Raw genomic sequence first — 17,716 nt, 5'->3', positions numbered from 1 at the left:
GTTTATCTGTGTTCCTTTCGGTTTCAGGGAACTTCCCTCCGGCGGGACACCGCTCAGTAGCCGTTGGCCAAGGTGGAGACCAACGATTCGCCCGCACGCTCGAGCGCGTCAGGCAGGGCGTTGTTCCTCGCGGTCTGTAGGTTGGTGTCCACGAACAACTGGCTCTTTCCGGTGGACTTTCCGGAAGCCAGCGTCTTGGTGGGGTCCCGCGCGTCCTTCAGCACCCAGGAAATTTCCACGTCGTTGTGCAGTTCTTCCGGCAGGAGGGTGTCCATGCGGGTGCCGCGGATGGAGGTGTATCCGATCTTCTCAAGCGTCCCTTCCAGGATGGCGTCCGCGTGGTCGGTGGAGGACACCTTGTAAGTGCCATCCTGCGACAACGCCGCCGCCACGGCCGAGGTGGCGATGGCTTCGGCACGCGGGTGCTGGGTCTCATTCTTGAACATCGGGACGGAAATGGTCGTCACCGAGGACAGGGACGCCGGCTTCCCTCCCCCGAGCCGGTAACCGGCACAGGACGAAAGCAGGAGCAGCGGAAGGACCAGAAGGTGGATCGGTTTCATGAATGGTTCCGGATGGGTGTCATCTCACTCGCCGAGTTCCTTGAGGCGGGCTTTCGCCGCATCGTGGGTCTTGCCGTAGGACGACCGTTTCACGACGTCACGGTAGTAGATCTTCGCGGACTCGAACTGTCCGGTGCGGTTATAGAACTCGGCGGTTTCAAAGGTGCGCTCGACATCCCGGCTGCCCAGGCTGGCAATCTTCCGGCGGGCCTCCGCATTCTTAGAGTGGCCCGGGTATTGCATGAGGTAGTCGTTGAACGCCTCGCTGGCGAGGTCCAGCGTCGCACGGTTCTGGTTCCCTTGGTCCGCCTGGTTGACGAGGATGTCACCGACGCGGAAAAGCGCTTCAGGGGCCTCCGGGGCTTCCGGTTGCTCCCGCACGAGCTGGCGGTAGGCCGCGATGGCCTCCTTGTGCTTTTTCTTCGATTCGTAAAGCTGGCCGACGGTGAACTGCGCCTTGGAAGCGGTGCGGGAGCGCGGGGCGTTGTCACGCACCTGGCCGAGCATCTCCACCGTCTTGTCGAGGGACAGCTTCGATTTGATGCCGAGGAAGCCGGACTTTATATCCCCGTCCGCGGCGGACTGGGCCATGGCCGCCTGCCGGTCCAGCGCGGTGCTGTAGAGGCCGCTGCCCTGGAAGCGGGTGAGAAGCTGCTGATAGGCTGCGAACGAGTCCAGCACCTCACCCTGCTGCTGCAGGAGTTCCGCCTGGCGGAAACGCGCCTGGGCGGACGAAGGGGCGAAAGGATAGCGGGTGGCCGTGTCATCATAGAGTTTGATGGCCTTCTTCACCTTGCCCGCGTCATCCGCTGCCTTTGCCTGCTGGTAAAGACCCTCACCGGCCGATGAGGCTCCGGAGGTATCCCCCGCCATGATCGGCAGGTCATCCTTCGAGCTGCCACAGGAAACAAGGAGGATGGCGGCAGCGGCACCCAGTGCCAGCGGATAGATGAACCTTGGGGTCATGCGCTGAATGATCCATTTAACGCTTTCCGCGTGAAGCGCAAAATACGCGCGGGCGCAGGCTACTTCGCCCCCAGCTCCGTGGCGCGCCGGGTGGCGGCGTCCACCGCTCCGATGAAGCCGCTGCGGACGCCGGATTTCTCCAGTTCCGCAAGTCCGGCGATGGTCGTGCCACCGGGGGAGGTCACCATGTCCTTGAGGACCGCGGGGTGCTCCCCCGTCTCCAGCACCATGGCCGCCGCTCCGGCGACCGTCTGCGCGGCAAGCCGGATGGCATCCGCCCGTGGCAGGCCGACCTTCACGCCGCCATCCGCCAGTGCCTCGATGACCAGATAAACATACGCCGGACCACTGCCGGACAGGCCGGTGACGGCATCCATCAGCTTTTCAGGAACCCGGACCGCCAGACCGACGGCACCGAGCAGCGCCTCCGCCGCCGCCGCATCTTCCGCAGTGGCACGGGAACCGAGGCAATACCCGGCCGCCCCCTTGCCCACCAGGGCGGGGGTGTTCGGCATCGCCCGGATGATACGGAGGTTTTCCGGAGCCGCGTCCTCAAGGGCTGCCAAGGTCACACCGGCAGCGATGGAAATCACCAGCAACGGCTTTCCGGCGGCGGCCCCGGCGATTTCCGAAAGCGCCCCGGCGATGTCCTGGGGCTTGGTGGCCAGCAGGATCACCTCGCTCGCTGAGGCCACCCCGGCGGCGCTCCCGGCGACGGAGGCTCCGGTCGCCTTCACGAACGCCTCCCTGGCCGCGGGAAATGGATCACAGCCGGTGATGTCCGCGGGCCGGGTCACCCCTGCCTTCACCGCGCCCTCCACCAGAGCCGTCCCCATTTTCCCGCAACCGATGACACCGAGTTTCATGGGCGGACTCTAACGAAGCCGCCCGGCACCACGCCAGTGTCATTTTACTTGGAGAAACAGGGCCGCCCGCCGATGGTTCCGGCCATGAAACTGTGGATCATCGCATGGATCGCGGCGGCGGCAATCGGACTGGCAGCGGAGATGCCTCCCGTGGAAAAAGCGATCCCCGCCCCAGTGCGGGAACTGGGTGAGCCTACACCCATCGAGATCAAAGGCGGCCTGCGGATGGCCGTGACCGCATCCACGGAAAAGGCGCAGGCCCATGTGATCCAGGGGATGAACCACCTGAACGGAGGCTGGGAGTTCGAGGCGAGCCGTCATTTCGCCGTCGCCATGAAGGAAGACCCGGAGTGCCTGCTGGCCCACTGGGGGATGGTGATGTGCCTGCTCTCCCCTTCCCCGGAAACCGACGAGGCCCGCATCGCCGCCAGCGAGCGCCTCATGGAGCTGATCAACCAGGGAAAGGGAAATGAACTGGAGCGCGGCTACGCCTTCGGACTCATCAAATTCCTCACCGACGGCGTGAACGAGGCCGCAAACGCTTTCCACAAAGTGTCCGAAAAATTCCCGAATGATCTCCAAACCGCCATCCTGGCCGCTCTTTTCAGCCGTTCCGGCTATGATGACCTGGGGGAGCCCACACCGGACCAGGAGAAAGCCGAAAAAACGCTGGAAGCGCTGATTGCCAAGCACCCGGAAAGCCCGCTGCCCCTCCACGCGCTGCTGCTCATCCGGGCGGAGGCTCCGGACCTCACCGGTTCACTGGAACTGGCGAGGAAACTCGCGCAGATGGCCCCGAACTACGCGCCATACTTCCACCTGCTGGGCCACTACGAATGGCGGTGCGGCAACCACGGCAAGGCGACGTCCGCCTTTGGCCGCGCCACCACCCTTTTCGAACGCTGGAGGGAAACCGAGAAAGCCCCCCTTGCGGATTGCCCGGAATGGGTGAAGGCGGAGTGCTACCGCATCATCGCGGTGTCTTCGAACGGTGACTTCGAAACGGCCTATGCCGCCGCGCGCCGGGTGGCCGAGATCCCGCTCCCCGAAGGCCGCCCCGGCTCCCCGGGGGCACGCATCCTGCTGTGGGAGGCACGCACCCTCCCCGCCCGCCTGCTCATGAAACGCGGCCTGCCGGGAAACACGGAGGAGGCCCTCAACTCCCTGCCAAAACCGGACACCCTCAAAGCCACCCGCGAGACGTCGCTCGCATCCTGGTGGATCGACGCCCTGCGGATCGCCCTTGATGCGAAACGCTCCGCGGAAACCGGAAAACTGGAAGAGGCGAAGATCACCGCCGCCGCCCTTGCGAAGCATGGCACCGCCTTTGAAAAGCTCCAGACGGCCTCCTCCCAGGGCGGGGAACGCTCCGCCTGGCACCGCGCGTTCCGGGCGATGGAGGTGCTCGCCAGCGAGCTGAACGGCCGCATCGCTCTTGCCAGTCCACCCGCCGCCCGGGGCTCCGCCTACAACTGGTTCCGCTCCGCGTCCGACCGCCAGCGCCCCTCCTCGCTGATGTTCCCTCCCGCCATCCTGGCCCCCATGACCTCACGGGTGGGCGATTATTTCATGACCGTCGGCAGGCAGAAAGATGCCGCCGAGACGTATGAGGAAGCCCTCCGCCAGTTCCCCAACGACATCGACACCCTCCGCAGCCTGCAACTGGCCTACCAAGGGGCCGGCATGAAGGCGGAGGCGGAGAAGGCTGCGGCGACCATCCGCACGCTGGAGGAAAGCCGCTGAGGGTCTGCCATCAACGGGAGCGACGGCATTCTTTGGCAGGGACGGTTTTCCAAACCGTCAGGCGGGGTGAATGTCCCAGTATCCCGTGATCCCTATCCCTGATGACCTTGCGCGGCTTCTCTGAGGGGGAACCACGCCAGGAGAACGGACACCATGAGGCATCAGGCACCGCCCCCGCCGGACGGTTTGGAAAACCATCCCTGCCCATCAAGCATGCCATCCGCACCTTGGTTGCCCGCACCGTCTTCCTGGGTGACCTCATCCCCCAAAGCGGCGGAAGGCCGCCGCACTCCATAAGCTGCCGCAATGCCCCGGCACCCACCCTGAACGCGGCAGCGTCATGGAGTGCGGCAGTCTCTGCCGCTATCAGTAGCAGGCAGGGCTCGCCCCAAAATGAAGATACCATCCGCAAGTTGGGACGTCGTGGTTTTCCCCACATCATCCGGCATGTGCCATCCACCCCCAAAGCGGCGGAAGGCCGCCGCACTCCACAAGCTGCCGCAATGCCCCGGCACCCACCCCGCAGGACGCCATGGAATGGAACGCTCCGGCGATCGCAGCATTTTACGAAAATCCCCAAAAAAAGCGCCGCCGGAGGGTCCCACCTCCGGCGGCGAACGTTTTCTACCTCTTAACCCACACCCATGGGAGGGATAGCGAACGATTTGCTGTTAACACCCTTACATAAAACACGCCGTGAAGCGCGCTTTCATAAGGTCAGACATTCCTGAATACGAACCGTTCAAACTTTTTGGAAAAAACTTCGGTTTTTTTGAAAATCACCATTTCACGGTCTTCAGATACTCGACGGACTGCGGGATCTGCTCCACGGAGGTGGGGGATTCGTCCTCGATGAAGTAGTATTTCACGCCGACTTCCTTGGCCGCCTTAAGGATGGCAGGCCAGTCCATCTGGCCGGTGCCGAGGGGGACGTCGTTCTTCACGTCCGTGCCGCCGGAGTGGTTGCCCAGCGCCACGCCCTTCTTGAGGTCCTTCAGGTGCATGAGCTGCCAGCGGGAGCCATACTTCTTCAGCAGGGCGACGGGGTCCTGGTCCGGCAGGACGGCCCACAGGGTGTCGAGCTGGTAGGCCACGGTGTCCTTGTCCGTCAGCTCCATCAGCAGGTCGAACAGGGTGCCGTCGCCGTGCTTGTGGAACTCATAGCCGTGGATGTGGTAGTAGAACTGGATGCCCTCCTTTTTCAGCGCGGCACCCGCCTTGTTGAAGACCTCCGCGGCGTCCCGGGTGTCCTGCTCGTCAAAGCCGTCCTTGTGCGGAATCCACGCGACACCGGCGTATTTCAGCCCCAGCGCCTTCGCCTCCGCGGCGACTTTCTCCGGCTCGGACTTGTAGCGGTCATACGGGTAGTGCCCGGCGATGGCGGTGAGGCCGTTCTTCTTGAGCAGCGCGAGGAACTCCTCCGCACCCAAGCCGTAGGTGGTGGCCAGCTCGACTTCCTTGAAGCCCTGCTTGCCCACCCACTCCATGGTGCCGGGGACGTCCTTCTTGAACTGGTCCCTCAGCGAGTAGAGCTGGAGGCCGGCGGATTCCGAAAACGTCTCCGCGGAGGCGCACAGCGCACCGGCAACCAGCGCGAACAATGACAACAGTTGGATTTTCATACGGTGCCCGGAAGTTTGCGCGGTTCCCGGCGGCGCGAAAGGGCAAACTTAAACTTGGAAGTTTCCCGCCGTTTCCCGACGCTCCGCCCATGTCGCAGCCCGCCATCGAAGTCGAACGGATCGCCGAACTGGCCCGTCTCGAACTGACCCCAGACGAAATCGCGAAGTTCCAGCCGCAGCTTGAGAAAATCCTCGGCCACGTGGAGACGCTCACCGCACTGGACGTCAGCGGCGTGGAGGCAACGTCCTACTCCGCCCCCATCTTCGGCCGCATGCGGGATGACGTCCCGCACGAAAGCCTCGCCCCGGAAGCCGTGCTCCAGAACGCCCCGGACCAGGCGCAGGGACAGATCCGCGTGCCGAAAGTCGTCGCGGACGCCTGAAAAAGTCGATGGTGGAGAGTTGATGGTTGATGGACAGACTTCCACGGCGTCGCTCTTCAGACCATCCACCATCTACTATCCACTCTCCCACTTTCCATCCATGACCATCACCTCCCTTCGCCAACAGCTCGTTTCCGGCGAAACCACACCCGCCGCCGCCCTGGAAAAACTCGCCGGTGAGATCGCCGCGCGTGACGGCCTGACCGGCGCCTACCTTTCCCATGATCTGGAGTCCGCGCTGGCGGAGGCCGCGGACGCGGACCTTTCCCTGCCGCTGGGCGGCGTGCCCATCGCCATCAAGGACAACATGAACGTGCTGGGCCAGCCGTGCACCTGCGCCTCGAAGTTCCTGGAAAACTACCGCGCGCCCTACAACGCCACCGTCATCACCAAGCTGCGCGCCGCCGGGGCCATCCCCTTCGGCCGGACGAACATGGATGAGTTCGCCATGGGTTCCGCGACGGAGAACTCCGCGCTGGGCAAGACGCTCAACCCCGCCGCCCCGGGCCGCATCCCCGGTGGTTCCTCCGGCGGCAGCGCCGCCGCCGTGGCGGACCGCACCGCCGTCGCCGCGCTCGGCTCGGACACCGGCGGGTCCATCCGCCAGCCAGCGTCCCACTGCGGCGTGGTCGGCCTGAAGCCATCCTACGGCCGCGTTTCCCGCTACGGGCTGGTCGCCTTCGCCTCCTCGCTCGACCAGATCGGCACGTTCACCCACTCCGTGGAGGACGCCGCGCTGGTGCTGCAGGCCATCGCGGGATTCGATCCCGCGGACTCCACCAGCCTGGACGAGCCGGTGCCGGACTACTCCGCGAACCTGCATGCGGGCGTGAAGGGCCTGAAAATCGGCCTGCCGAAGGAATACTTCGGCGAGGGCATCGACCCCGGCGTGCTGAAGCTCATCCACGCCGCCGCTGACAAGCTGAAGGCACAGGGCGCGGAGCTGGTGGAAATCTCCCTGCCGCACACGGAATACGCCGTCGCCACCTACTACGTCATCGCCCCGGCGGAGGCATCGTCGAACCTTTCCCGGTTTGATGGCATCCGCTACGGCCACCGCGCCGCGAACCCGGCTGACATCATCGACCTCTACAAAAAGTCCCGCGAGGAAGGCTTCGGGGACGAGGTGAAGCGCCGCATCATCCTGGGCACCTACGTCCTTTCCTCCGGCTACTACGATGCCTACTACAGCCGCGCGCAGAAGGTCCGCACGCTGATCCGCCGCGACTTCGAGACCGCTTTCGAAACGGTGGACGCCATCCTTTCACCCGTCGCCCCCGCCCCGGCGCGGAAGCTGGGCGCGGCGGGAAATGATCCGCTCCAGGACTACCTGGCGGACATCTACACCATCGCCGCAAACTTGGCAGGCATCCCCGCCATCTCCGTGCCCGCAGGCACCGTCGACTACGACGGCGACACCAAGCTGCCCGTTGGCGTCCAGCTCCTCGGCCCGCACCTCGGCGAGGCGAAGCTGCTCCAGATCGCGAAAGCGGTGGAGTGAAGCCACTGGGACCGCGGAATTCATTCCGCCCCGGAGAATCCGTGCATGCGAAGCCAAGCGGAATGAATTCCGCGGTCCCAGCCGGACAGACGGAAGGCAGGGACGTCACCCGCGCCGTAGCGTCGTGGCTGCGCCACGACGGCTGGGCGAATGGCCATCACCGGGCGAATTTCCGTTCTCGTTCGATCTCCTTCGTGGGCAGGAACGCGGAGCTGTCCGGGAAAAGCAAGCCCCCAGGGGTGACGGAGCATCCTCCCTACCGTCGTGGCGCAGCCACGCCGCTACCCTGAAGACGGCCACCATGATTTCCCATAAAGATTCAGGCGAAACAGCTTGAGACCGGGAATCTGAGGTGCATGAATGAAAGGAAGTGGCAGGTGGTAAACCTACCCTACCCGCCTCCGCATGATGACAAAATTCCGTCTCCCATTGTATGGCATTCTCTGGCTCGCGTTTGGGCCGTGGGCGACGGCTCATTCGGATCTCTCCACGAAATACAGAGAACTGTCCGGGTTGCCCGAAAAGTTGGCGAACCTCGCGCTGCAACAGGCACCTGCCGGCAAGGAGAAGAACGATGTGATGGATCTCACGGCGGATTTCGCAAACCTCGGGATTCCGATCCCCCAGGAAGGAAGCATTCTCTATACCCCGGGGGCACTTGTGTGTCATCTCGATCCGAAGGCTCACCAGCAGGTCACGGAGATCCTGGACGCTTTATACCATTACGACCACCTGATCGCTTCCTGCCGGATGTATGTGAAGTTGCTGAAGCCGATGCCGCCGGAAGAACGCTTGAAAACCGTACTGCGGATCGGATACCTGCCGGACCCCCTTCTGATGCAGTTGGTGGGTGAGCTGCATGGGCTGCGCAGATTGCCGCGGACCCAGCCTCCGGATCCCTTCCAGCAAACCGCCACGCCGGTAGTGATTCCGCTGACGGACAAGGACAAGGCACGCATCAACGAACTCGAAGCGCTTGTCACAAAGCTACTCGATATTTCACTGAAGCGACTGGAAGAGCAACTAGTGTTGCTGCCGTAGCATCGTGGCTTCGCCACGACGCTACCCGGAAGGCAGGGACCGCATTGCGGCATAGCCGCTATGTCCGCTTCGATCCCATTCCATGCGGTCCGGTTGGGGCAATGACACCCGCCTTCCCACTACCCATCTGTCAAAAGCATTCCCGCTCGGGGCCTCCACCCGGCACCGGGTGGAAAACCCCGGCCGCTATTCCGCTTGCCCCTCCCGGTCGCCTTCGTTACGCAGGGTCGCTCACCCGCCCGCCGGGATATTCCTCCAAACGCGAACGACCAATCTCATGCCAATCACACGCGCCCTCCTTTCCGTGTCCGACAAGACCGGCCTCGCCGACTTCGCCCGCGAGCTGCACGACCTCGGCGTCGAACTGCTTTCCACCGGCGGCACCTCGAAGGCCCTGCGCGACGCAGGACTTCCGGTCATCGACGTTTCCGAATTCACCGGCGCGCCGGAACTTTTCGACGGCCGGGTGAAAACCCTCCACCCGAAGGTCCACGGCGGCCTGCTCCACCGCCGTGACGACAAGACGCACCTGGCCCAGGCAAAGGAACATGACATTCCGCGGATCGACCTGGTGGTGGTGAACCTCTACCCGTTCGAGGAAACCGTCGCCAAGCCGGATGTGACGCTGGAGGAGGCCATCGAGAACATCGACATCGGCGGACCTTCCATGCTCCGCAGCGCGGCGAAGAACCACTCCCACGTGACCGTCGTCGTCGATCCGTCGGACTACGCGAAGGTCATCGGGGAAATGAAGGAGAACAACAAGGAGACCACCAAGGGCTTCCGCGAGCAGCTCGCCGTGAAGGTCTTCCTCCGCACCTCCCAGTACGACGCGGCCATCAACAACTACCTCGGCCAGTCCCGCCAGGGCACCCGCGCGAATTTCTCCCTCAACCTGCCGCTGGAGCAGGAACTCCGCTACGGCGACAACCCGCACCAGAAGTGCTCCCTTTACGGGAACTTCCGCCAGTTCTTCACCCAGGTGCAGGGCAAGGAACTCAGCTACACCAACGTCCTCGACATCGAGGCCGCGGCGGACCTCATCCTCGACTTCGTCCGCCCCACCGTCGGCATCCTGAAGCACACCAACCCGTGCGGTGTCGGCCAGGACGACGAGAGCCTCAAGGTGGCCTGGCAGAAGGCCTTTGAAACCGACCGCCAGGCACCGTTCGGCGGCGTCATCGTGGTGAACCGCCCGCTCAACCTGGAGCTGGCCCGCGTCATTTCCGAGATCTTCACCGACGTCATCATCGCCCCGGAGTTCGAGGCGGATGCCCGCGCCCTTCTCCAGAAGAAGAAGAACCTGCGCCTGATGAAGATGAACGACGGCTACCTGGCGGAGAAAAAAGGCTCCGTCATCCGTTCCTGCCCGGGCGGCCTTATGGTCATGGACCGCGACCACACCGCGCTGGGCCTGGACAACCTGGAATCGAAGGTGGTGACCAAGCGCCCGCCGACGGAGGAGGAAATGCGCGCCATGCGCTTCGGCTGGCGGATCGTGAAACACGTGAAATCGAACGCCATCGTCTATACCAAGTCCGACCGCACACTCGGCATCGGCGCGGGCCAGATGAGCCGCGTGGACAGCTCCCGCATCGCCGTCTGGAAGGCACGTGAGGCCGGTCTGGACCTGAAAGGCTCCATCGTCGCCTCCGACGCCATGTTCCCGTTCGCGGACGGCCTGCAATCCGCCATCGATGCCGGCGCGACCGCCTGCATCCAGCCGGGCGGCTCCATCCGTGACGAGGAAGTCATCGCCGCCGCGGACGCCGCCGGTATGGCCATGATCTTCACCGGCCATCGCCACTTCAGGCATTGATCCACCATCCGCCGCCATGACCGTGCCCGAAGACATCGAGGAAGAAAACTGGCTGGCCGAAGAACGCCGCAAGGTCGCGGAGTATCTCGACCTCGAGGGCTGCCGGCACGGCGGCATCGCGGAGTGGCCCACGGTCCACGTCTATCCGGACTTCGCGCTGTGGGCGGTCCAGTCCACGCGCCACGCCGGACGCACCGGCTGGTGGGTCATTTCCGGGGATGTGCCCACGGACTACATGACCACTGAGGATGGCGAGCATCCCCGCGACGCGCTCCGCCATTTTTCCAACCAATGGCGCGATGTGGCGGACCACATGCGCAGGGGAAAGGAACATCCGGTCTATAAATTCGGCACTTCCCGGGATTGGCCGGAACTGGCCCCGCAGCTCGAACTCCGCGCCAATGCCCTGGCCGACTGCGCGGATGACGACGAGGTGTGGGAAGAGGAGGACTGAGAGCCCGGGCGGGAGCCGCCACGCTTCCGCCCCGCCGTCCTTCATTTCCATTTGCCGAGCCGCCGCGGGACGCTATCATCCGCCGCGTGACGACCGAGCCAGAGTCCGCCCCCTCCCCTGAAACCCCGGTCAACACCGTGGTCCTCCGTTTCGACGAGGACCGGGACGACCGGCACCAGGAACTGGAGGCGGAGGCCCATCTCGTGCAGGCGATCCCCCGCAAAGGAGAGGTGGTCAGCATCGAGAACCAGTTCCATGCGGTGACGGAAGTGGTCCACAACTACGATGCGAACGGCATCGAGGTCCACCTCGGCCCGTCCGGAGAAACCCCGGAGGAAGCCCAGGACAAGACACAGCCGGACGCGGGGATTTGAGGAAGGCTGACCGCGAATCGAACGAATCCGGCTAATCTTGAAGAGGTCTATTTTCTTTCCTTCCCGTCTTTGCGGTGAATCTTTGATGATTTGCCAATGCCGCCGGTGGACAGGAGTGTCCACCCTCCTTACTCCCGCTGGATTCTCTTCATGCCCTCGAACATCAGGCGGTGGCTTTCGATGATCCGCTTCCGCATCCCATCATCCGGAACGGTGTCCCAGTTCCCCTTCTCATAGGTGCCTCCGAGCAGGATCCCGTCCGACCGAGGGAACATGTAGGTCAGGTTCGTGAGCAGATTGTAATCCACCCGCGGCTGCGGAATCAGAAAGCTGAGCTGGCCCTTGATGGGAACCAGCTCCGCGTCTCCGAACAACACACCCGCGCCCAGCCCCGTGCAGTTGAAGATGATGCCCTCCGGCAGCCCAAACACTTCCTCAGCCGTGGCGAAGTCCCGGACCACGATCCGGCCACCGGCTTCCTGCACCTCACCGAGAAGCTCCGCCAGATAAACGGCCGGCTCGATCATCATCGTGTGGAAACGCCGGGCATACGCGGCGGGAAACACGTGCTCGCCCGGCCCGAAATCATGGAAACCCACCTGCAGGTCATGCAGCACGCCGCCAGGACCGGCGATCCAGCCGTTCACCGGCGGGCCATCACTCAGGTAGTAGTTCGGCAGCCAGCGCACACCCCACTTCGGTCCCACCAGACTTTGGAAATAGCGGTAGGAAATGTTCGCCGCCTCCACGTACTGTGTGCCGAATTCCGGCGTCCGCCGGTGGTCGTCAAACACCGAAAACGGCCACCACTGCGCTCCCGCCACATTGGAGGTGGTGTGAGGTGGCAGGGCCTTCGTGTGGAGTGTCACCTTCGCACCACGCAGTTGCAGCAAGCGGGCGGTGCTCAGCCCCATGACCCCGCCTCCCACCACGGCGCATTCTTTCCCGGAAACATCCCCGGCAAGACGCGCCGCCAGCTCGGAACTGCCCCAGGAAAGCGTCATCCCTCCCCCTCCATGGCCATAGTTGTGAACCAGGATCTTCCCGTCCCTCTCCTCACGCCTGACCACGAATCCGGGCGAACGGAACGGCCTCAAGCCAGCGATGGTCCGGATCTCCAGCGAAGGATCCACCTCCACCGGCACCAGGTTCTGACCTTCCCTTTCCTGTTTTGGCGGAGCCATTTTTTGATCTTCCTTGTTTGCGGAAAGCTTCTCCTCGCGGCGGCAGCCCTGGATGGCTCCTGCTCCGGTTCCAAGAGCGAGGGCGAGGGCGGCGCGGCGGTTCATCATGGATTCCACGATCTTCCACAGACCGTCACTTCTGGCGATGGAAAAGACACGAAACGTATGGTAGCGAACCTCGTGAGAGATTCGTTACCCCCGGTGCATCACCCGCGCCTTTCCCGCAGCGTTCCAGCCATCGCCGCCACCAGCACGCTCGTGCCGATGAGGAGGCCCAGCGCCCCCCTGAGACCGATCCCCTCCGCCACGAACCCGATCAACGGCGGGCCGATCAGGAACCCCATGTAGCCCATCGTCGTCACCGAGGCCAGCGCCACGCCGGTCCGCACCCCGGGCATCCTCCCCGCGGCGGAGAAGACACACGGCACCACCGTGGAACAACCCGCCCCCACCAGCGCGAAGCCGACCAGCGAGATCCACGGCAGGTCCGTGGACAGGGCGAGCGCCAACCCCGCCGCCGCGGACAATCCGCTGGCCCGCACGAGGCTCACCGCGCCGAACCGCGCCACCAGCCAGTCACCGGAAAACCTTCCCAATGTCATCGCCACGGAAAACGCCGCGAACCCCGCCGCCGCCACTGCTTCCGTCGCGCCCAGCGTCTTGTGGAGGAATACGCCGGTCCAGTCCGCCATGGCACCCTCCCCGAGCAACACCGCCACCGCCACGATCCCGAGCGGCACCAACGCCTTCGGCGGCAGCATGAATCCACCGCCCTCCGTTTTTTCATGCCGGTCCATCCCATGCAGCAGGTAGCGGCATCCGAACAATGCGCTCCCGCCCAACAGCACGCTCACCAGCGTGAAGTGCGGCAGCGGCGGCCAGCCCAGCCATGCCATGACGATGCCAAAGCCCGCGCCCAGCAGTCCGCCGAAACTGAACATGGCGTGCATGGAGGACATCACCGGCTTTCCATGGCTGCGCTCCACCACCACCCCCTGGGCATTCATCGCCACATCGAGCGCACCATGTCCGCAGCCGAAAAAAAACAGCGCGGCCCCCAGCGTGACGACATCCGGACACAGTGCCAGCAAAGGCAGGGCCACCGAAAAAGGGACCACCCAGAACATGCACAGCCGTTCACTGCCGAAGCGGCCGTTGAGGATGCCCACCAGCGGCATGGTCACCACCGCACCCGCCGCCACACACAGCAGGGCCGCGCCCAGGACGGCGTGGTTCAGCCCGAGTTCCTGCTGGATCAGCGGAATCCGTGACACCCATGAGGCGAACAACGCGCCGTTCATGAAAAACAGGAAGCTCACCGCCAACCGCGCCTCAAGCAACTGCCTTGCCCCGAAGCTCCCCGCGTTTCCCTGCTGGTTGTCCATCCGTGCGGCAACCTATCAGGCCGCCCTCCGCCCGCAAGGCCGCATCCGGACCGCCCCCCGCGCATCACCGGTTGACCGCGGAACATCCCGCATCCTTACTACCACCGCCGCCCATGGAACCCCGCACCATCCACCATCCCGCAGGAGCCGTCATCGCCCGCACGCCGAAAGTCGAGGACATCCCCGCGATGATCCGGCTGCACCGCAGTTGCTTCCCGCCCAGCATGGGGACGGACGAAGCATGGCGTGAGGACCAGTTGCTTTCGCACCTGAAGGTGTTCGAGGAAGGCCAGGTGCTCGTGGAAAGGGACGGGGAGATCATCGGCGTATCCTCCAGCCTGATGGTTTCCATGGGCCGGGATCCGCTCCGTCACCACACTTACTACGGCATCACCGACGACGGCTATTTCTACAACCATGACCCGCAGGGGGACACCCTCTATGGCGCGGAGGTCTATGTGGACCCGGCCTGCCGCCGCCAAGGGATCGGCGCCATCCTCTACGGCCTCCGCCGGGATCTCTGCAAGCGGCTGAACCTGCGGCGCATCCTCGCCGGTGGCCGCCTCTGGGCCTATGAGCAGTATGCCTCGAAATACACTCCGGAGGAATACGTCCACGCGGTGCAGGACGGCATCGTCCGGGATCCGGTGATGGGCTTCCAGCTCAGCGAGGGCTTCGTCGTGCGGGATGTGATGGCCAACTACATCCGCGATCCGCGGAGCAGGAACTACGCGACGCTCATCGAGTGGCTGAACCCGCACTACCGCCAGCCGCCGGAAGCGGAGGACCGGAAGGTGCGCGTCGCCTGCGTCCAGTATGCCATGCGGAAGATCAACAGCTTCGAGGAATTCGCCGAGCAGGTGCGCTACTTCGTGGAGACCGCGGGCGAGGACTACGGCGCGGACTACGTCCTGTTCCCGGAGTTTTTCTCCGTGCAGCTCCTCTCCGCCATGGACCCCACCGGCTCCCGGGAAGGGATCCGCCGCCTGGCTGATCTGACGCCGCAGTTCCGTGAGTTGATGTCCACGCTCGCCCGGCAGCAGGGACTGCACCTCATCGCCGGGTCACATCCCGTGTTGCAGCCGGATGGATCCTTGCAAAACGAAGCGATGCTGTTCCGGCCGGACGGCACCTTCGTCTCCCAGCCGAAACTCCACATCACCCCGTCGGAACGGACATGGTGGGGCATCAACGGCGGGCGGTCCCTCCTCGTCATCCAGACTCCGAAGGCGAAGATCGGCATCCTCATCTGCTACGATGTGGAATTCCCCGAAGCCGCCCGCTACCTCGCGGAGCAAGGCGTCGAGATCCTCTTCGTCCCCTACTGCACGGACAACCGCCAGGGCTACCTCCGGGTCACGAAATGCGCCGCCGCGCGTGCGATCGAGAACCAGATCTACGTGGTGACCACCGGTGTGGTGGGGAACCTCCCGGACGTCCCGGCGATGGACATCCACTACGGACGCGCCGCCGTGTTCACGCCCTCGGATTTCGAGTTCGCACGCGACGGCATCCAGGCGGAGGCGGATCCGAACGTGGAGACCATGCTGGTCACGGATCTGGACATCACCGACCTTTACCGCAGCCGCGAGGCCGGATCGGTCACGCCCTTGATGGATCGCCGCCGGGATCTGTTCGAGCTACGGGTCAATCTCGTCGCCGACGACGTCCCGTAGCCCGGCCGGTCACGTGCAGCCACGGAGCAGGAAAAACACCAGCAGCACCGGGATCGGCACGCCGATGAGCCACAGGAGGATCCATCCGATCTTGCCGGATTCCGTTTTCCATACCCGGGATCTCCGGGTGGGTGAGGTCGTCGTTTTCATGGATTTGACGGCGGTGGGTTGAAACCGCCGGAATCCATCCCCGCATTCGGCATACCATACGATTTCAACGGCATCCGGAGGGAGGGAGGGATGCAAAAGACGCGCTTCCTCATCCGGGGAGTGCGTTTTGCCAACTGCCGGAACATCGTTGCCCCCGTCAATCCATTCTCCGGCAAGGGCATCCAAAATCCCCACCGATGGCACGCTGCGAGCGAAGATGGAATTTCCGTCCCATGTCCCGCTCCAGGTCCAAACAGCCAGCCAGCCGTGAACCCGACCACCACTCCCATTGACCGCCACAAGCGCATCACCCTTCTTTTCCTGAAACATGCCTCTCTCCGGAGTTCTCCGCCGGATGAAAAGGCCGCGCGCCTCCTCGCGGAGGATCTGGAAACATTGGGCGCTCCTTTCGTCCGGGCGGGACGCCTGCTGGCCGTCCGCGGAGACCTCCTGCCGGAAGCGGTTCTCGCCGCCTTTTCCAAACTGGACGAGAGCCGCTGCCGGGATGACGACCAGGAAGTGGAATCCATGGAAACCATCGACCAGGTGCTGGAGGATGAGATCGGGAAAAAGGCGCTGCGGGCGTTCGCTTCATTCCATCCCCTGCCGGACCGCTTCTCCGGCGCGGGCCAGGTCCACCTGGCGACGCTGCACGACGGACGCCAGGTTTCCGTGAGGGTCCAGCGTCCCAAGGCCCGGCAGCGCACCGTCCGGGATCTCGACACCCTCGCGGAAATCGCCGCATTCCTCGACGATCCCTCGGGCCGCGGCGCGCACCACCGGTTCTCACGCTTCATGGACCGCCTCCGCATCACCACCCTCCGGGAACTGGACTACCGGCATGAGGAAGCGGTTCTCCGCGACCTCCGTGAGAAACTCAGCGGCTACTCCCGCCTCCGCGTACCCGTTCCCGTCGCGGAATTCTGCTCCGGCCGGGTGCTCACCACCGAATTCATCGACGGGACGGAAATCTGGGGCGCACCGCCGCGCTCCACGAGTGGATCAAAGGATCTGGCGGAGCAGTTCCTCGGCGCCTATCTGGACCAGATCCTCCTGCATGGGTTGGTCCACCCCCAGCCGGACCTGGAAAACCTGCTGCTCACCGGGGAGGGCGAGCTGGTCATCACAGAGGCGGCCGGAGCCCTCAAGCTCGGGGCTGCCGCACGCTCCATCTTCTGCTTCCTGCTCCATGCGCTCTGCGCGAAGGATCCGAAGGCCGCCCGAGAGGCAGTCCTCCGGCTGGGACGCCCCCGGTCCAGCGACGCGACACCGGACAATGCCGCATTCTCCGCCGGCATCAGGGAAGCCCTCGAACAAGACGGGATCAAAGAACGCCTCCGCGCCGTGGCGAGGGTGGCCGCCACCGCTGGCAGGCCGCTCCCCATGGACATCTGCCGCATCGCGGACTTGTTCGGGAATCTCCACATCAGCGCGGAGGCCATCCACCCGCACTTTGATACCGGGCGTTTCATCACCTCGCACATCCAGGAGCAAATGAAGGAGATCCGGGAAAACACCGTCCTGTTCCAATCTCCCTCCGCCGCGTGATTTGACGCAATCCGGCAGACCCTCCATTCTCCGCATCACCCTGCATGTCCTTCGCCCGCATCCTCCTTCCCGCCACCTGCTGCCTGTTGGTCGGCTCCTGCTCCCACCTCTCACGGAACGCCCGCAACTCCACGGAACAACGCCCGCAGGCCACCGACCTCCTTACCGGAGCGGGGAATCTGGGCATGGGACTCTTCCGGGGGACCGCGGTCAGCGCCATCCGCCAGCCGGTGACCACCGCCACCCTCGGCGTGTCGGTTCTCTGGCACCGTCCGCGTGAGATCGTCTCCGCGAATGTGAACGTGCCGCTGAAGCTGGCGCTCACGCCACCGCCGGAGGAACAGCCGGGGACCATGGCTTTTGAAAGGCTTCTCGACCGGTCGAACCTGCCGGCGGCCAAGTCCGGCAAGCTGACATGGCTGGTGGATGGCAAGCGGTTCT

General features: G+C 64.3%; 18 protein-coding genes. 11 read left to right on the top strand and 7 right to left on the bottom strand.

Translation table 11 applies throughout. From position 1 onward, the window contains the following. Positions 1-53: 53 nt before the first annotated feature. Genes KF712_19520 through proC form a run of 3 tightly spaced genes read right to left on the bottom strand, consistent with a single transcriptional unit; the run spans position 54 to position 2,395 of the window. Positions 54-563, bottom strand: a complete 510-nt coding sequence (locus KF712_19520; GenBank protein ID MBX3743184.1) for a hypothetical protein — start codon at positions 561-563, stop codon at positions 54-56. Positions 564-587: 24 nt separating this feature from the next. Then, positions 588-1,529 carry a tetratricopeptide repeat protein gene (locus KF712_19515; protein MBX3743183.1) on the bottom strand — a complete coding sequence of 314 codons (942 nt, stop codon included), beginning with the start codon at positions 1,527-1,529 and terminating at the stop codon, positions 588-590. Positions 1,530-1,588: 59 nt separating this feature from the next. Beyond that, entirely contained in the window at positions 1,589-2,395 is an 807-nt protein-coding gene (gene proC / locus KF712_19510) for a pyrroline-5-carboxylate reductase (protein ID MBX3743182.1), read from the bottom strand. An 84-nt stretch (positions 2,396-2,479) separates the two neighbouring features. Here proC and KF712_19505 point away from each other — a divergent pair, with 84 nt between their 5' ends. Next, positions 2,480-4,138: a hypothetical protein gene (locus KF712_19505; GenBank protein ID MBX3743181.1), complete on the top strand. Its 1,659-nt coding sequence runs from the start codon at positions 2,480-2,482 to the stop codon at positions 4,136-4,138. 779 nt (positions 4,139-4,917) lie between these two features. On the opposite strand, the gene KF712_19500 is transcribed toward KF712_19505, so the two are convergent. Next, positions 4,918-5,760 carry a sugar phosphate isomerase/epimerase gene (locus KF712_19500; GenBank protein MBX3743180.1) on the bottom strand — a complete coding sequence of 281 codons (843 nt, stop codon included), beginning with the start codon at positions 5,758-5,760 and terminating at the stop codon, positions 4,918-4,920. An 89-nt stretch (positions 5,761-5,849) separates the two neighbouring features. Between KF712_19500 and gatC the strand changes: the two genes are divergently transcribed. The 7 genes from gatC to KF712_19465 all read left to right on the top strand — a co-directional run bounded on the left by gatC (position 5,850) and on the right by KF712_19465 (position 11,332). Further along, complete coding sequence (gatC, locus tag KF712_19495) at positions 5,850-6,143, top strand: Asp-tRNA(Asn)/Glu-tRNA(Gln) amidotransferase subunit GatC (protein ID MBX3743179.1); 294 nt, start codon at positions 5,850-5,852, stop codon at positions 6,141-6,143. Positions 6,144-6,243: 100 nt separating this feature from the next. Then, complete coding sequence (gene gatA, locus KF712_19490) at positions 6,244-7,644, top strand: Asp-tRNA(Asn)/Glu-tRNA(Gln) amidotransferase subunit GatA (GenBank protein ID MBX3743178.1); 1,401 nt, start codon at positions 6,244-6,246, stop codon at positions 7,642-7,644. Between the two features lie 62 nt (positions 7,645-7,706). Beyond that, entirely contained in the window at positions 7,707-7,934 is a 228-nt protein-coding gene (locus tag KF712_19485) for a hypothetical protein (protein ID MBX3743177.1), read from the top strand. Between the two features lie 115 nt (positions 7,935-8,049). Continuing rightward, the gene (locus KF712_19480; protein MBX3743176.1) at positions 8,050-8,685 is read left to right on the top strand and encodes a hypothetical protein; all 636 of its coding nucleotides are present in this window, start codon (positions 8,050-8,052) and stop codon (positions 8,683-8,685) included. Between the two features lie 277 nt (positions 8,686-8,962). Continuing rightward, complete coding sequence (gene purH, locus KF712_19475; protein MBX3743175.1) at positions 8,963-10,504, top strand: bifunctional phosphoribosylaminoimidazolecarboxamide formyltransferase/IMP cyclohydrolase; 1,542 nt, start codon at positions 8,963-8,965, stop codon at positions 10,502-10,504. Between the two features lie 16 nt (positions 10,505-10,520). After that, positions 10,521-10,958 (top strand): DUF4826 family protein, encoded by a 438-nt coding sequence (locus tag KF712_19470; protein ID MBX3743174.1) that lies wholly within the window; start codon positions 10,521-10,523, stop codon positions 10,956-10,958. Positions 10,959-11,044: 86 nt separating this feature from the next. Further along, positions 11,045-11,332, top strand: coding sequence for a hypothetical protein (locus tag KF712_19465; protein ID MBX3743173.1), 288 nt, complete (start codon positions 11,045-11,047; stop codon positions 11,330-11,332). 128 nt (positions 11,333-11,460) lie between these two features. Here KF712_19465 and KF712_19460 read toward each other — a convergent pair whose 3' ends face one another. Next, on the bottom strand, positions 11,461-12,624 hold the full coding sequence (locus tag KF712_19460) for an FAD-dependent oxidoreductase (GenBank protein ID MBX3743172.1): 1,164 nt from the start codon (positions 12,622-12,624) through the stop codon (positions 11,461-11,463). Between the two features lie 98 nt (positions 12,625-12,722). Next, on the bottom strand, positions 12,723-13,901 hold the full coding sequence (locus tag KF712_19455) for an MFS transporter (protein MBX3743171.1): 1,179 nt from the start codon (positions 13,899-13,901) through the stop codon (positions 12,723-12,725). Positions 13,902-14,014: 113 nt separating this feature from the next. Here KF712_19455 and KF712_19450 point away from each other — a divergent pair, with 113 nt between their 5' ends. Next, on the top strand, positions 14,015-15,577 hold the full coding sequence (locus tag KF712_19450) for a bifunctional GNAT family N-acetyltransferase/carbon-nitrogen hydrolase family protein (GenBank protein ID MBX3743170.1): 1,563 nt from the start codon (positions 14,015-14,017) through the stop codon (positions 15,575-15,577). A 9-nt stretch (positions 15,578-15,586) separates the two neighbouring features. Here the strand turns inward: KF712_19450 and KF712_19445 are convergent, their stop codons facing one another. After that, the gene (locus tag KF712_19445; GenBank protein MBX3743169.1) at positions 15,587-15,727 is read right to left on the bottom strand and encodes a hypothetical protein; all 141 of its coding nucleotides are present in this window, start codon (positions 15,725-15,727) and stop codon (positions 15,587-15,589) included. 267 nt (positions 15,728-15,994) lie between these two features. Here KF712_19445 and KF712_19440 point away from each other — a divergent pair, with 267 nt between their 5' ends. Both KF712_19440 and KF712_19435 read left to right on the top strand, forming a co-directional pair. Beyond that, positions 15,995-17,275, top strand: a complete 1,281-nt coding sequence (locus KF712_19440; GenBank protein MBX3743168.1) for an AarF/ABC1/UbiB kinase family protein — start codon at positions 15,995-15,997, stop codon at positions 17,273-17,275. Positions 17,276-17,319: 44 nt separating this feature from the next. Continuing rightward, the coding region (locus KF712_19435; protein ID MBX3743167.1) for a hypothetical protein at positions 17,320-17,716 on the top strand (397 nt) is incomplete at its 3' end.

The sequence above is a fragment of the Akkermansiaceae bacterium genome (genome assembly GCA_019634595.1).
GTDB lineage: Bacteria > Verrucomicrobiota > Verrucomicrobiia > Verrucomicrobiales > Akkermansiaceae > Luteolibacter.
The sequence above is the reverse complement of the archived record's forward strand: the minus strand, read 5'-3'. Positions and strand labels throughout refer to the sequence as shown.